This is a genomic window from Halomonas halmophila (assembly GCF_006540005.1).
Taxonomy (GTDB): Bacteria; Pseudomonadota; Gammaproteobacteria; order Pseudomonadales; family Halomonadaceae; genus Halomonas; species Halomonas halmophila.
Map to the genome: position 1 here is coordinate 22,863 of NZ_BJOC01000001.1, position 14,225 is coordinate 37,087.

Annotated in this window: 10 protein-coding genes; 9 read left to right on the forward strand and 1 reads right to left on the reverse strand. The window is 65.6% G+C overall.

Annotation, left to right across the window (positions count from 1 at the left end; genetic code table 11):
* Positions 1-188 precede the first annotated feature (188 nt).
* The 3 genes from dnaE to tilS all read left to right on the forward strand — a co-directional run bounded on the left by dnaE (position 189) and on the right by tilS (position 6,110).
* A complete protein-coding gene (dnaE, locus tag HHA01_RS00115) occupies positions 189-3,698 on the forward strand; it encodes a DNA polymerase III subunit alpha (protein ID WP_141317068.1) in 3,510 nt (1,169 codons plus the stop codon).
* 152 nt (positions 3,699-3,850) lie between these two features.
* Positions 3,851-4,804: an acetyl-CoA carboxylase carboxyl transferase subunit alpha gene (accA, locus tag HHA01_RS00120; protein ID WP_141317069.1), complete on the forward strand. Its 954-nt coding sequence runs from the start codon at positions 3,851-3,853 to the stop codon at positions 4,802-4,804.
* A gap of 25 nt (positions 4,805-4,829) precedes the next feature.
* Positions 4,830-6,110, forward strand: a complete 1,281-nt coding sequence (gene tilS, locus HHA01_RS00125; RefSeq protein ID WP_141317070.1) for a tRNA lysidine(34) synthetase TilS — start codon at positions 4,830-4,832, stop codon at positions 6,108-6,110.
* Between the two features lie 18 nt (positions 6,111-6,128).
* On the opposite strand, the gene ppx is transcribed toward tilS, so the two are convergent.
* A complete protein-coding gene (ppx, locus tag HHA01_RS00130) occupies positions 6,129-7,664 on the reverse strand; it encodes an exopolyphosphatase (protein ID WP_141317071.1) in 1,536 nt (511 codons plus the stop codon).
* Between the two features lie 447 nt (positions 7,665-8,111).
* Between ppx and rho the strand changes: the two genes are divergently transcribed.
* From rho to HHA01_RS00155, 6 genes are all read left to right on the forward strand, one after another.
* Complete coding sequence (rho, locus tag HHA01_RS00135; protein ID WP_141317072.1) at positions 8,112-9,371, forward strand: transcription termination factor Rho; 1,260 nt, start codon at positions 8,112-8,114, stop codon at positions 9,369-9,371.
* A 114-nt stretch (positions 9,372-9,485) separates the two neighbouring features.
* A complete protein-coding gene (gene ubiD / locus HHA01_RS00140) occupies positions 9,486-10,979 on the forward strand; it encodes a 4-hydroxy-3-polyprenylbenzoate decarboxylase (RefSeq protein ID WP_141317073.1) in 1,494 nt (497 codons plus the stop codon).
* A complete protein-coding gene (locus HHA01_RS00145; RefSeq protein ID WP_141317074.1) occupies positions 10,976-11,755 on the forward strand; it encodes an NAD(P)H-flavin reductase in 780 nt (259 codons plus the stop codon). The genes ubiD and HHA01_RS00145 overlap by 4 nt, the downstream gene beginning before the upstream one ends.
* Entirely contained in the window at positions 11,752-12,465 is a 714-nt protein-coding gene (folM, locus tag HHA01_RS00150; protein ID WP_141317075.1) for a dihydromonapterin reductase, read from the forward strand. Before HHA01_RS00145 ends, folM begins: the two co-directional genes overlap by 4 nt.
* Before the next feature lie 85 nt (positions 12,466-12,550).
* Positions 12,551-12,688: a hypothetical protein gene (locus HHA01_RS14715; RefSeq protein ID WP_170214806.1), complete on the forward strand. Its 138-nt coding sequence runs from the start codon at positions 12,551-12,553 to the stop codon at positions 12,686-12,688.
* Between the two features lie 317 nt (positions 12,689-13,005).
* Positions 13,006-14,073, forward strand: coding sequence for a 3-deoxy-7-phosphoheptulonate synthase (locus HHA01_RS00155; protein ID WP_141317076.1), 1,068 nt, complete (start codon positions 13,006-13,008; stop codon positions 14,071-14,073).
* Positions 14,074-14,225: the final 152 nt, after the last annotated feature.

Genomic DNA, 14,225 nt, shown 5'->3' on the forward strand with positions numbered 1-14,225 from the left:
GCGCCGGGGGCGGGCCGCTCGGGAGGTCCGATTCCAAGTAAGGAATCGGTAGCGTACAGGGAAGTATTTACAGCGCCTCCCGGGAGGTCCGTCGCCGGATGAGCGTGAATTGGGTAGGTTGCCCGGTGCCAACTCACATCCATGCGGTCACAAGTCCCCATTATGCAACGACAAACCCCGAGTTCACCATGACCACACCCTTCGTTCATCTGCGCGTTCACAGTGAATTCTCTCTCGTCGATGGCCTGGTGCGTCTCAAGCCCTTGATCAAGACGACCGTGGATCAGGGCACGCCGGCCATCGCCCTGACCGACGAGGCCAACCTCTTTGCCCTGGTCAAGTATTACACCGGGGCGCAGAGCGCGGGCCTCAAGCCGATCATCGGCAGTGACCTGTGGCTGGCCAACCCGCATGACGCGGACCATCCCTATCGCCTGACACTGCTGGCGATGAGCGATATCGGCTACCGCAACCTCACCGAGCTGATCTCGCGCGGCTGGGTCGATGGTCAGCGCCAGGGGCGGGCCGTCCTGCAGCGTGCCTGGGTGATGGAGCAGAGCGAGGGACTGATCGCGCTCTCCGGCGGGCGCGAGGGGGATGTCGGCCGCCACCTGCTGTCGGACCATCACGGCGAGGCGCGCGCCCTGCTGGATGAGTGGAACGCCGCCTTCCCGGGCCGCTACTACCTGGAGCTGACGCGGACCGGGCGGGCCCTGGAGGAAGACTGCGTGCACCGCTCGGTGGAGCTGGCCATCGAGACCCGGACGCCGGTGGTGGCGACCAATGATGTACGCTTCCTCGAGCGCGAGGACTTCTGGGCCCACGAGACGCGCGTCTCCATCGGCGAAGGCAAGCCGCTGGACGACCCGCGCCGCGAGCGTCGCTACAGCGAGGAACAGTACCTCAAGAGCCCGGCGGAAATGGCCGAGCTGTTCTCGGACATCCCCGAGGCACTGGAGAACAGCGCGCTGATCGCGGCACGCTGCAACGTGGAGGTGCGTCTCGGCGAGATATTCCTGCCCGAGTACAGCATTCCCGAGGGCATGACCCAGGAGGAGTTCTTCCGCAAGGTCTCGCATGATGGCCTGACCGAGCGCCTGGACTTCCTCTACCCGGCGGCGCGCTACCCGCGCGAGGGGGCCGAGTATGCCGAAATCGACGCCCGCTACCGCGAGCGCCTCGACTTCGAGCTCAACATCATTCTGCAGATGGGCTTTCCCGGCTACTTCCTGATCGTCATGGACTTCATCCAGTGGGCCAAGGACAACGATGTCCCGGTCGGCCCCGGACGCGGCTCGGGCGCCGGCTCACTGGTGGCCTATGCCCAGAAGATCACCGACCTCGATCCGCTGCAGTATGACCTGCTGTTCGAGCGTTTCCTCAACCCGGAGCGTGTCTCCATGCCCGACTTCGATGTCGACTTCTGCATGGAGAAGCGCGACCGGGTCATCGATTATGTCGCGGAGCGCTATGGGCGCAATGCCGTCTCGCAGATCGTCACCTTCGGCACCATGGCCGCCAAGGCCGTGGTGCGCGACGTGGCGCGGGCGCAGGGCAAGCCCTATTCGCTGGGCGACAAGCTGTCCAAGCTGATCCCCTTCGAGGTCGGCATGACACTGGGCAAGGCGATCGAGGATGAGCCACAGCTCAAGGACTTCCTGGAAGCCGATGACGATGCCCAGGAAATCTGGGACATGGCCCTCAAGCTGGAGGGCATCACCCGCGGTACCGGCAAGCACGCCGGCGGGGTGGTCATCGCGCCGACCAAGCTGACCGACTTCTCGCCGCTGATCTGCGATGACGATGGCAGCGGCCTGCGCGTCCAGTACGACAAGAACGACATCGAGGACGCCGGCCTGGTCAAGTTCGACTTCCTGGGCCTGCGCACCCTGACCATCATCGACTGGGCCCTGGAGATGGTCGACAAGGTGCGTGCCGCGCGCGGCGAGGGCGCACTGGACATCGACACCATCCCGCTGGATGACGTGCCCACCTTCGACATGCTCAAGAAGGCCGAGACCACGGCCGTCTTCCAGCTCGAATCGCGTGGCATGAAGGAACTGATCAAGCGCCTGCTGCCCGACTCCCTGGAAGACATGATCGCCCTGGTGGCGTTGTTCCGTCCCGGCCCGCTGCAGTCGGGCATGGTCGACGACTTCATCAACCGCAAGCATGGTCGGGCCGAGGTCGCCTATCCGCACCCCGATTACCAGCACGACCTGCTCAAGCCGGTGCTCGGGCCGACCTACGGCATCATCCTCTATCAGGAGCAGGTGATGCAGATTGCCCAGGTCATGGCCGGTTACAGCCTCGGCCAGGCCGACATGCTGCGGCGTGCCATGGGCAAGAAGAAGCCCGAGGAGATGGCCAAGCAGCGTGCCGGTTTCATGGAAGGCTGCGAGGCCAATGGCCTGGATGCCGACCTGGCGGGCAATATCTTCGACCTGGTGGAAAAGTTTGCCGGCTACGGCTTCAACAAGTCGCACTCGGCGGCCTATGCCCTGGTGTCGTACCAGACGGCCTGGCTCAAGGCGCACTATCCCGGTCCCTTCATGGCGGCGGTGCTGTCCACCGAGATGGACAACCTCGACAAGGTGGTGCCGCTGATCGAGGAGTGTCGTCACCTGGGGCTCACCGTGACGCCGCCGGATGTCAATGTGGGCGGCTACAAGTTCACCGTCGACGTCGAAGGGCGGGTAATCTATGGCCTGGGTGCCATCCGCGGGGTCGGCGAAGGGCCCATCGGCGCCATCGTCGAGGCCCGCGACGCCGAGGGCGAGTTCCGCGACCTGTTCGACTTCTGCCGGCGCACCGACCCGCAGCGCATGAACAAGCGCACGCTCGAGGCGCTGATTCGGGCCGGCGCCCTCGACAACCTGGGGCCCAGTCGTGCCGTGCTGACGGCGTCGCTGGACGATGCGCTCAAGGCCGCCGCCCAGAACCAGGCCAACCAGAACATCGGCATGATGGACATGTTCGGTGACGCCTTCAGCGAGGCCCCCGATGACGCTGACGCCGACGTCTACGCGGACTACCGTCGGGTGCGCGAGTGGACGGACAAGCAGCGTCTCGCGGGGGAGAAGGACACCCTGGGTCTCTACCTCACCGGCCACCCCATCGATGAGTACGAGCAGGAGCTGGCGCGTTTCGTTTCCACGCGCATCGTCGATCTCAAACCGTCCCGCGAGCCGCAGCGGGTCGCCGGGTTGGTCGTCGGCGTGCGTACCATGAAGTCCAAGCGGGGCGACACCATGGCCTTCGTGACCCTGGACGACCGCACCGGCCGCATCGAGGCGTCATTGTTCGGCGACCTCTTCGATGCGCTGCGCGGGCGCATCGATACCGACCAGGTGCTGATCGTCGAAGGCGAGGTGTCGACCGATGACTATTCGGGTGGCCTGCGCCTGCGTGGCAAGGACATCACGCCCATGGTCGATGCGCGAACCCGCTATGGCCAGGCCGTCGAGCTGTCGCTGGATGCCGCCGGCGTCAATGGCCGCCTGATCGACAGCCTGCGCGATAGCCTGACGCCATACTGTGATGACAAGGGGCTGCCGGTACGCCTGCGCTATCGCAACGCCAGGGCATCGGGCTGGCTGGAGCTGGCCGAGCAGTGGCGCGTGCAGCCCACCGATGAGCTGCTGGTCGCCCTGCGCGAGGTGCAGGGGCAGGATGGGGTGCGTCTGAAGTACCGCTAGGGATCACTGCTCAACGGCATCAAGCGCCGCGCTGTAGCCGACATCACTGTATCCGGTGACGTGTCTTGCGTGGGATTGTCAGGGTGCGATAATGCGCGACAATCGATGTTTTCTCTCCGGTCACTCTGCGGCCGATGAAACAAGGCTAGATCATGAATCCGAACTACCTAGATTTCGAACAGCCCATCGCCGAGCTTCAGGCCAAGATCGAAGAACTGCGCATGGTCGGTACCGACAGCCAGGTCAGCCTGAGCGACGAGATCGGCCGACTCGAGGACAAGAGCCGCAAGCTCACCGAGTCGATCTTCAAGGACCTGAGCGCCTGGCAGGTGTCGCAGCTGTCGCGGCATCCCCAGCGTCCCTACACCATGGACTACCTGGAGCACGTCTTCAGCGACTTCGACGAGTTGCACGGGGATCGTCGTTTCGCCGATGACGCGGCCATCGTCGGCGGGGTGGCGCGCCTGGACGACAAGCCGGTGATGGTCATCGGCCACCAGAAGGGGCGCGACGTTCACGAGAAGGTACGCCGCAACTTCGGCATGCCGCGCCCGGAAGGCTATCGCAAGGCCTGCCGGCTGATGGAGATGGCCGAGCGCTTTCGCATGCCGGTGCTGACCTTCATCGACACGCCCGGCGCCTACCCCGGCATCGATGCCGAGGAACGCGGCCAGAGCGAGGCCATCGCCCATAACCTGGGTGTCATGTCGCGCCTCCGGACGCCGATCATCTCGACCGTGGTCGGTGAGGGTGGTTCCGGCGGTGCCCTGGCCATCGGCGTCTGCGATGAGCTGACCATGCTGCAGTATTCCACCTACTCGGTGATCTCTCCGGAAGGCTGCGCCTCGATCCTCTGGAAGAGCTCCGACAAGGCCTCCGAGGCGGCTCAGGCCATGGGCATCACCGCCGAGCGTCTCAAGGAGCTCGGCTTCGTCGACAGCCTGATTCCCGAGCCGCTGGGCGGCGCCCACCGTCAGCCTTCGGTGATGGCCGAACGCATCAAGACGAGCCTGCTGGAGAGCCTGGAGCGTCTCGAGGCCATGGGGACCGATGCGCTGCTGGAGCGGCGGTACGAGAAACTGATGAGCATCGGCGCCCCGGCTTAAGGTTCGTGTTGCGCTCGGCCATGCCATGAGTCCCGAGACCTCTTCCCTGCAGACCCTGATCGATGATGCCCTGGCGGACACCCCGCCGGGGCATTGTGTCTGGGTGGCGCTGTCCGGCGGGCTGGATTCGTCCCTGCTGCTGACGCTGGCGGTGGAGGCGTGCCGTCGCCACCCGCGGCCGCTGCGTGCCGTGCATGTCCATCATGGCCTGCAGGCGGCGGCGGATGACTTTGAGCAGCATTGCCGGGCGTTGTGCGCCGCCCTGACAGTGCCGCTGCATGTCGAGCACGTGAGCGTCGACACCGCCACCGGCGAAGGCCTGGAAGGCGCGGCCCGTCGGGCGCGTCAGCAGGCCTTCGAGCGGCGGCTGGCGGCGGGCGACACGCTCTGGCTTGCCCAGCATCGCGATGATCAGGCCGAGACCTTCCTGCTCGCCGCCCTGCGCGGCGCCGGGGTCCGGGGGCTGGCGGCCATGCCGGGCAGCCAGGCACGGGCCGGCCTGCAACACCAGCGCCCCCTGCTGGGGGCGTCCCGTGCGGCCCTGGAAGCCGAGGCGGCGAGGCGCGGCGTCGATTGGGTCGAGGATCCCAGCAATCAGGATACCCGTCAGGATCGCAACTTCCTGCGTCATCGAATTGTGCCGCTGCTCCGCGAGCGCTGGCCGGCCGCCGGGCGTTCCCTGGCGCGCAGTGTGGCCTGGGCCGGGGAAGCCGAGACGCTGCTCGGCGAGCTGGCGGCCGAGGACCTGACGCGCCTGGGCGGGTGCGCGGAACGCCTGCGCCTGGCGGATCTGTGGCAGCTATCGGCATCGCGCCGGCGCTTGTTGATTCGCCACTGCCTCGCGCGGCAGACCTTGCCCTTGCCGCCGGCCGGCCGGCTGGAGAGCCTGCTGGAGCAGCTGGAGGCACGCCAGGATGCCGCGGTGTGCGTGCAGTGGCCGGGTGCCGAGGCCCGCGTGTGGCGCGGTAGCCTGTATCTGCTGGCGCCGCGGCCTGCCTTGCCGTCCGACTGGCGGGCCGCATGGCAGGGACAATCCCCGCTCGTCACGCCGCTGGGCGAATTCGACATGAGGCTGGCTCACTGCAGTGGCGAACCCTTGGAGCTGGTGCTGACCCCGCGAGCGGGCGGGGAACGCCTGCGCCTGGCTCGCCGTGGTCAGCGTGATCTCAAGCGATTGCTGCAGGAGTGGGATATTCCGCCCTGGGAACGCGGACGCTGCTGGGTGGTCTGGTGCGCTGAGCGCGTCGTCGCGGTGGGGCATCCGGATGGCTGGCTGGCGCTGGCCGAGGGCTGGCGAGCGCCGTGAGCCGGTCGGTGGCCGGGATCAGGTGAGCGACAGCTCCAGCCCGGCGGCCTTCTGGTAGGCGATTTCATCCTCGAGATCGGCCAGCAGCAGGTTCAGGTCCTCGCTTTCGTCACAATGCAGCGCAAGGGCCTCGCCCGAGGCCTGGAGTCGGGGTAGGGCCGGCGCTTGCTCGGGGCGTGAATGATTGATCACCACGGCCAGTCGCAGCAGCCGCGCGAGACGTGAGTGCGAGCGCTGTTCCGATTTGGGCAGGGCCTGCCATTCCTTGACCGGGAACTTGCGTCGGTGCGCTCGCACAAGGAAGGCGAGCAGACGCTGCTCCGGCCGCGAGAAGCCCGAGAGGTCGGAATTTTCTAGCAGATAGGCGCCGTGGCGATGAAACTGGCTGTGGGAGATCGCCTGGCCGATCTCGTGCAGCCGGCTGGCCCATTCCAGGAAGCGTGCCTGGTCGTCATCCAGTTGCCAGGCGTCGCGTACCTGATCCAGCAGGCCGATGGCCGTGGTGGCCACGTTTTCGGCCTGGCGGATGTCGACATTGTAGCGCTGGGTCAACTCCTCGAGTGTCTGATGGCGCGGGTCTTCCGGGCTGTTGCGGCCGACCAGGTCATACAGCACGCCTTCGCGCAGGGCGCCGTCCGAGTAGCGCATTTCTTCCAGCTCGAAGGCCTCGAAGATGGCGCTCAGGATGGCCACCCCGGCCGGAAAGACGCGCGCCCGGTCGGCCTTGAGGCCACTCATCGAGACCTTGTCCAGGCGCTTGCACTTGATCAGTCGCTTGCGCAGGTCGAGCAGCCCCTTGCGGGTAATGACGCCTTCGGGCGATTTGCCTTCGGCGGCGATGACCGCTGCCGTTGCCTTGATGGTGCCACTGGAGCCCACCGGGTCGAGCCAGCCGACCTTCTGATAGGGGCGGCGGATATTGGCCAGTTCCGAGAGAGCAGCCAGCTCGGCGCGGCGCATGCGCTTCTCGCTGAGTTCGCCATTGTTGAAAAAGCGCCGCGTGAAGGTCACGCAGCCCATGGTCAGGCTTTCCAACGCCAGGGGCTCGAACTGTTCGCCGATGATCAACTCGGTGGAACCGCCACCGATGTCGACGATCAGGCGGCGTCCGTCCTCGGCCAGGGCGTGGGCCGCGCCCAGGTAGACGAGGCGGGCTTCCTCGCGGCCGGCGATGATCTCGATGCGGGTGCCCAGCAGGGTCTCGGCGCGCTCGATGAAGGCCTGGCTGTTGTCGGCGCTGCGCAGCGCATTGGTGCCGACCACGCGCAGGTTGCGTGGCGTGATGCCTTCGAGGAAGGGCGCGAAGCGGGCCAGGCAGTCGAGTGCCCGGGTCATGGCGGCTTCGTCGAGCAGGCCATCGTCGCCGACACCATCCGCCAGCTGGACCTTCTCGCCCTTGCGGGCCACGACCTGCAGTCGGTCGTTGTGGTAGTTGGCGACCAGCAGGTGGAAGCTGTTGGACCCCAGATCAATGGCAGCGAGCCGCCGGGGGGCGTCGTGCAATGCGGAAGTATCGCCGGTGGTAGCGTTCTGGCGGTCCTGGAGCGCGGTCATGGAGAGTCCTTCAGATGGATTGGCTAAAGGTTGCGGGCGCCTTTGAAGCTTGTCAATCGTTCGTCGACGCGCCGGGCACGAGGGGCTTGCGTTTCCTGTTCGCGTTGACTAGTATCGGGGCGTTCGCCTGTTCCCAATGCTTCCCGACCGCTCAACGGCGATGGCGCCGCGGTCAAACTCCAAGTCGTCAGAAAGCCCACTGCATCAGTTGGTGTGTCAGGCCCAGAGCCGGCTCGACTGATTCAGGCGAAACTAGCCTGCTCCCTCGATATACGTTCATGGCAGACATCCCCCTTCGCGGCGGTTGTCCCTGTTTGGCCATCGAATATTGACATGCAAGAGCAGCCTGTCCGGGTTCTGAACGCATCTCGATGGCGCTTTCGTCTCGCCAACAGTCCATCTCGGCGCATATCGCCCGGCTTTCAAGAGCAACGTCTGAACACACCGATGAATCTTACCGAACTCAAGCAAAAGCCCGTGCCGGAACTTCTGGAGATTGCCCGTGAAATGGGCATCGACAATCTGGCGCGCTCCCGCAAGCAGGACATCATTTTTGCCATTCTCAAGAAGCACGCCAAGAGCGGCGAGCCGATATACGGGGATGGCGTACTGGAGATCCTGCAGGACGGGTTCGGCTTCCTGCGCAGTGCCGACAGTTCCTACCTGGCCGGCCCCGACGACATCTATGTCTCTCCCTCGCAGATTCGACGCTTCAATCTCCGCAAGGGCGACTCCATCTCCGGCAAGATTCGGCCGCCCAAGGATGGCGAACGCTACTTCGCGCTGTTGAAGGTCAGTCAGATCAATTTCGACAAGCCCGAGAACGTCAAGCACAAGATTCTCTTCGAGAACCTGACGCCGCTGTTCCCCCAGGAACGCATGCGCATGGAGATCGGCAATGGCTCCACCGAGGACCTGACCTCGCGGGTGATCGATCTCACCGCGCCCATCGGCAAGGGCCAGCGCGGCCTGCTGGTGTCGCCGCCCAAGGCGGGCAAGACACTGATGCTGCAGAACATCGCGACCTCGATCACGCGCAACAATCCCGAGTGCCACCTGATCGTGCTGCTGATCGACGAGCGGCCCGAGGAGGTCACCGAGATGTCGCGCACGGTGCGTGGCGAGGTGGTGGCGTCGACCTTCGACGAGCCGCCGGCGCGCCACGTGCAGGTCGCCGAGATGGTCATCGAGAAGGCCAAGCGACTGGTCGAGCACAAGCGTGACGTGGTGGTCCTGCTCGACTCCATCACGCGTCTGGCGCGCGCCTACAACACCGTGGTGCCGTCCTCGGGCAAGGTGCTGACCGGTGGTGTCGACGCCCATGCACTGGAGAAGCCCAAGCGCTTCTTCGGTGCGGCACGCAACATCGAGGAAGGCGGCAGCCTGACGATCGTGGCCACGGCACTGGTCGACACCGGCTCGAAGATGGACGAGGTGATCTTCGAGGAATTCAAGGGGACCGGCAACATGGAGGCCCACCTCGACCGCAAGCTGGCCGAGAAGCGTGTCTATCCGGCGCTCAACATCCGGCGCTCGGGTACCCGCCGCGAGGACCTCATCGCCTCCGAGGAAGAGATGCAGCGCATGTGGATCCTGCGCAAGCTGCTCAACCCCATGGAGGATGTGGCCGCCACCGAGTTCCTCATCGACCGCCTGAAGGATACCAAGACCAATCTGGAGTTCTTCGAGGCCATGAAGAAGCGCTGATCGATGCCATGCCGCCCGTGATCCCGCGATGCGCGTCGCGGGCCAGGCACAGCATCCCCGGGGGGCAGCATGCTATGCTGCCCCTTTTGCATTTCTGGAAACGGAACAGCCCCCATGAAATACAAGGATCTGCGCGAGTTCATCGCAGCGCTGGAGGAGCAGGGCGAGCTGCAGCGCGTGACCGCCGAGGTGGATCCCTATCTCGAGATTACCGAGATCTGCGACCGTACCCTGCGGGCCGGCGGGCCGGCGCTGCTGTTCGAGAACGTCAAGGGGCATGACATGCCCCTGCTGGGTAACCTCTTCGGTACACCGAAGCGGGTGGCCATGGGCATGGGGCAGGATTCCGTCGCGGCCCTGGGCGAGATCGGCGAACTGCTGGCCTTCCTCAAGGAGCCGGAGCCGCCCAAGGGGTTCCGCGATGCCCTGGACAAGTTACCGGTGTTCAAGCAGATCATGAGCATGGGGCCCAAGACGGTGCGTCAGGCGCCGGTGCAGGAACGGGTCTTCGAGGGTGAGGATGTCGACCTGGACCGCCTGCCGATTCAGCATTGCTGGCCCGGCGATGCGGCGCCGCTGGTGACCTGGCCGCTGGTCGTCACCCGCGGGCCCAGCAAGTCGCGTCAGAACCTGGGCATCTATCGCCAGCAGAAGCTATCGCACAATCGCCTGATCATGCGCTGGCTGTCGCACCGCGGCGGGGCGCTGGACTACCAGGAATGGTGCGAAGCCCATCCCGGTGAACCCTTCCCGGTGGCCGTGGCCCTGGGCGCCGATCCGGCGACCATCCTGGGTGCCGTGACGCCGGTGCCGGATACCCTGTCCGAATACGCCTTCGCCGGGCTGCTGCGCGGTTCGCGCACCGAGCTGGTCCAGTGCGGGCACTCCGATCTGCAGGTGCCGGCTTCCGCCGAGATCATCCTCGAGGGGTTCATTTATCCCGGGGACACCGCACCGGAAGGCCCCTATGGCGATCACACCGGCTACTACAACGAGGTCGAGGAATTCCCGGTCTTCACGGTGACACGCATGACCATGCGCCGTGATGCCCTCTATCATTCCACCTATACCGGAAGGCCTCCGGATGAGCCGGCCGTGCTGGGGCTGGCGCTCAACGAGGTGTTCGTGCCCATCCTGCGCCGGCAGTTCCCGGAAATCGTCGACTTCTACCTGCCGCCCGAGGGCTGTTCCTACCGCATGGCGGTGGTGACCATGAAGAAGCGTTACCAGGGCCACGCCAAACGCGTGATGATGGGCGTCTGGAGCTTTTTGCGCCAGTTCATGTACACCAAGTTCGTGGTGGTACTCGATGATGACGTGGATGCCCGCGACTGGAAGGACGTGATCTGGGCCATCACCACCCGCATGGACCCGGCCCGCGATACCGTGATGGTCGAGAATACGCCCATCGATTACCTGGATTTCGCCTCCCCGGTGGCGGGGCTGGGCTCCAAGATGGGGCTGGACGCCACCAGCAAGTGGCCGGGCGAGACCGAGCGCGAATGGGGGCGGCCCATCACCATGGACCCGGACGTCAAGTCCCGGGTTCAGGCGCGCTGGGACGAGCTGGGCATTGAACTTCCCGATACCGACAAGAGGCATGCATGACGGCCAAGACTCTTACCTGCCGGGTGTCCGAGGTCGAGGACCTCACGCCCGATGTCTTTCGCGTTTATCTCGAGGGGCGTGCCGAGGCCGTGGCGCATGCGGCCGGCCAGTACCTCGAGGTGGAACTCGGTGAGGGGGAATGGGTGCCGTTTTCCATTGCCAATGCCCACGGCGGCGATGGGCGCATCGAGCTGCACATTCAGCATTGGCCCGAGCGCAGCAACTCCACCCGCCTGCGCGAGATGATGATGGTGGCCGAGCATCTGACCCTGCGCCTGCCCAGTGGCGACTGCATGCTCGATCCGGACAGCCAGCGGCCGTTGTTGCTGGTGGGCGCCGGGACCGGCTTCGCCCAGATGAAGGCGATTGCTGAGGCGGCACTGGCCGAGGACCCGCAGCGCAATATCGAGATCTGGTGGGCGGCCAAGGAGCGTCGTGACTTCTATCTCGAGAGCCTGCCCCGGGCCTGGGCCGAGCGGTTTGCGCAGGTACACTTCCATGCGGTCAGCGAGGCCGAGCTGCCGGCCGACTTCGCGGGTAGCCGCGTGCACGGCCATCAGGGCCGGGTCGATGCGGTGCTGGCGGAACGCCTGTCGGATGTGTCGGCCCATGATGTCTATCTCTCCGGCTCGCCCGGCATGGTCTACGCCTGTGTCGACGTGCTGGCCTCCTTTGGGTTGGTGCCATCGCGGGTCTTCTCCGATGTCTTCGCCTATGCCCCACGCGACCCGCTGGTGCCCACCGTCGGTAGCCTGATTCGCGAGAACGGGGCATGAGCGCGGCGCCGATCCTGATCACCGGTGGCGCTCAGCGCCTGGGCCGGCATTGTGCCGAACGGCTGTGTGATGATGGCCACCCGGTGATCATCAGCTACCGGCGCGAGCGGCCGGCCCTCGACGCCCTGCGCGAGCGTGGCGTCATCACCCTGCCGGCCGATTTCAGCAGCGAGGCGGGCATTCGGGACTTCATCACCCGGCTGCGGGACACCACCGATGCCCTGCGCGCCATCGTCCACAACGCCAGCGACTGGCTGCCCGATACCCTCGGCGAAGAGGCCGGCGCCAACTTCGAGCAGCTGTTTCGCGTGCACATGCTGGCGCCCTACCTGATCAACCTCGAGGCCCATGATCTGCTCGAGGCGTGTGGCGAGCCATTGCGCGATATCGTGCACATGACCGACTATGTCGCGGCGCACGGCTCGCGCAAGCACCTGGCCTATGCGGCATCCAAGGCCGGGCTGGAGAATCTGACCCTGTCGTTCGCCGCACGCTATGCCCCGACGATACAGGTCAATGCCATCGCACCGGCGATGATCATGCTGGGGGAGGACGATGACGAAGCCTATGCCGAGAAGGCGCGGGCGAAGTCGGCGCTGGGCACCATTCCCGGTCCGGGGGTGGTCTACGAGAGTCTGCGTTATCTGCTCGATAGCCGCTACATGACGGGGGTGACGCTGCCCCTGGATGGCGGACGCCATCTGCGTTGAAGAAAGCGCCGGGCATGACCGGCAGCTGGTGCTTGTCATCGGCGCAGTGACACGGCAGGATAGGGGTAGACATCAGGAGATGACCATGACGCCGAATCGCTGCTCAGATACTGTCCGCACCGCCCTCCAGGCGGGGCGTGGTGGTGTGAGCGTCGATAATGGCGGCTATTGGCCGGGTTTTCGCTATTGGTTTAGCGACGGCGTGCCGCTGGTCATGTCCTGACGCCAGTATCTGTCGAGGACATCACCGCGAGGCACGCTCAGCACGGGTTGCCTCTCCTGCGAAACCCCCGGACGGCAACCCCGCCCGGGGGTTTCGCGTTGTATCCCCGGTAATCCTCCAACCGCTTGCATCAAGGAGCTCATCATGACCGCCAACCATCGCTTGCATGCCGAATGTCGCTTTCCGGGTCGGGACTATTACGGCTATGACTGGCGATTTAGTGGTACGCGGTCGGGCATGGACGCCACCTCCGACCGTGAGTCCGCCGGTGGCACGACGACTGCCAAACGATGTTCACGCCCACGGAGTTGAGTCCCATGAATGCCACCGTTTCTCCTCTTGCCGAGGACACCCTGAAGACGCCACGAGCCGATGAAGCCGTCCTGCCCACCCCGGCGTCACTGCGCCAGCAGCTCCCGCTCGCCGCCCCCCTGGCGGAACGCATCCCGCAACAGCGCCAGGCGATTCGCGACATCCTGGCAGGCCGGGATGATCGCCTGCTGGTGGTCGTCGGCCCGTGCTCGATTCATGACCCCGAAGCCGCGCTCGACTATGCGCGACGCCTCGCCGCCCTGACGCCGCACATCGATGACCGCATCCTGCCGGTGATGCGGGTTTATGTGGAAAAGCCGCGGACGACCGTGGGCTGGAAGGGCCTGGCCTATGATCCGGAGCTCACGGGCGACGGCGACATGAGTCGGGGACTGGCACTGTCGCGGCGCCTGATGCGCGATATCGCCGAGCTTGGTTTGCCGGTCGCTACCGAGCTGCTGCAACCCATGCTGGCGCCCTATCTGGATGACCTGCTGTCCTGGGTGGCGATCGGCGCACGCACTACCGAGTCACAGCTGCATCGCGAGCTGGCCAGCGGCCTGGAGGCCGTGGTCGGTTTCAAGAACGCCACCAACGGCGATCTCGGCGTGGCCCTGGATGCTATGCAGGCGGCCCGGCACCCTCACCAGCATTTCTCGATGTCTCCCCAGGGAGCCCCTGTGGTGCGTGACACTGCGGGCAACCCGAACACCCATGTGGTACTGCGCGGCGGTCACGGCGAGCCCAACTATCAGGCCTCGCATGTGGCCGCCAGTCGGCGCGCGCTGAACGATGCCGGCCTGGCGCCACGCCTGATGGTCGACTGCAGCCACGCCAACGCGCGCAAGGATCATCGTCGCCAGAGTGAGGTGCTGCTCGATGTACTTCAGCAGCGCCTGGCCGGCGACGACTCGCTCATCGGCCTGATGCTCGAGAGTCACATCCATGAGGGCAAGCAGCCCCTGGCCCCCGGCCAGCTGCGTTACGGCGTCTCGGTGACCGACGCCTGCATCGGCTGGGAAACCACCGAGCACCTGCTGACCACCGCCGCCGAGCGGTTGCGCCGCGGCTAGCGCCGCTTCGAGAGCGAAGAGGGAAGAACGGCGCAGCGCGCCTTGAAGAGGGAAGAACGCGGCTAGGTGCCGCTTGAAGCAGGAAGAACGGCGCTGCGCGCCTTGAAGAGGTAAGAACGCGGCTAGCGCCGCTTGAAGAAGGAAGAAAACCC

Coding starts and splice junctions, on each gene's coding strand:
- dnaE (WP_141317068.1), top strand. CDS start 189: ATGACCACACCCTTCGTTCATCTGCGCGTTCACAGTGAATTCTCTCTC.
- accA (WP_141317069.1), top strand. CDS start 3,851: ATGAATCCGAACTACCTAGATTTCGAACAGCCCATCGCCGAGCTTCAG.
- tilS (WP_141317070.1), top strand. CDS start 4,830: ATGAGTCCCGAGACCTCTTCCCTGCAGACCCTGATCGATGATGCCCTG.
- ppx (WP_141317071.1), bottom strand. CDS start 7,664: ATGACCGCGCTCCAGGACCGCCAGAACGCTACCACCGGCGATACTTCC.
- rho (WP_141317072.1), top strand. CDS start 8,112: ATGAATCTTACCGAACTCAAGCAAAAGCCCGTGCCGGAACTTCTGGAG.
- ubiD (WP_141317073.1), top strand. CDS start 9,486: ATGAAATACAAGGATCTGCGCGAGTTCATCGCAGCGCTGGAGGAGCAG.
- HHA01_RS00145 (WP_141317074.1), top strand. CDS start 10,976: ATGACGGCCAAGACTCTTACCTGCCGGGTGTCCGAGGTCGAGGACCTC.
- folM (WP_141317075.1), top strand. CDS start 11,752: ATGAGCGCGGCGCCGATCCTGATCACCGGTGGCGCTCAGCGCCTGGGC.
- HHA01_RS14715 (WP_170214806.1), top strand. CDS start 12,551: ATGACGCCGAATCGCTGCTCAGATACTGTCCGCACCGCCCTCCAGGCG.
- HHA01_RS00155 (WP_141317076.1), top strand. CDS start 13,006: ATGAATGCCACCGTTTCTCCTCTTGCCGAGGACACCCTGAAGACGCCA.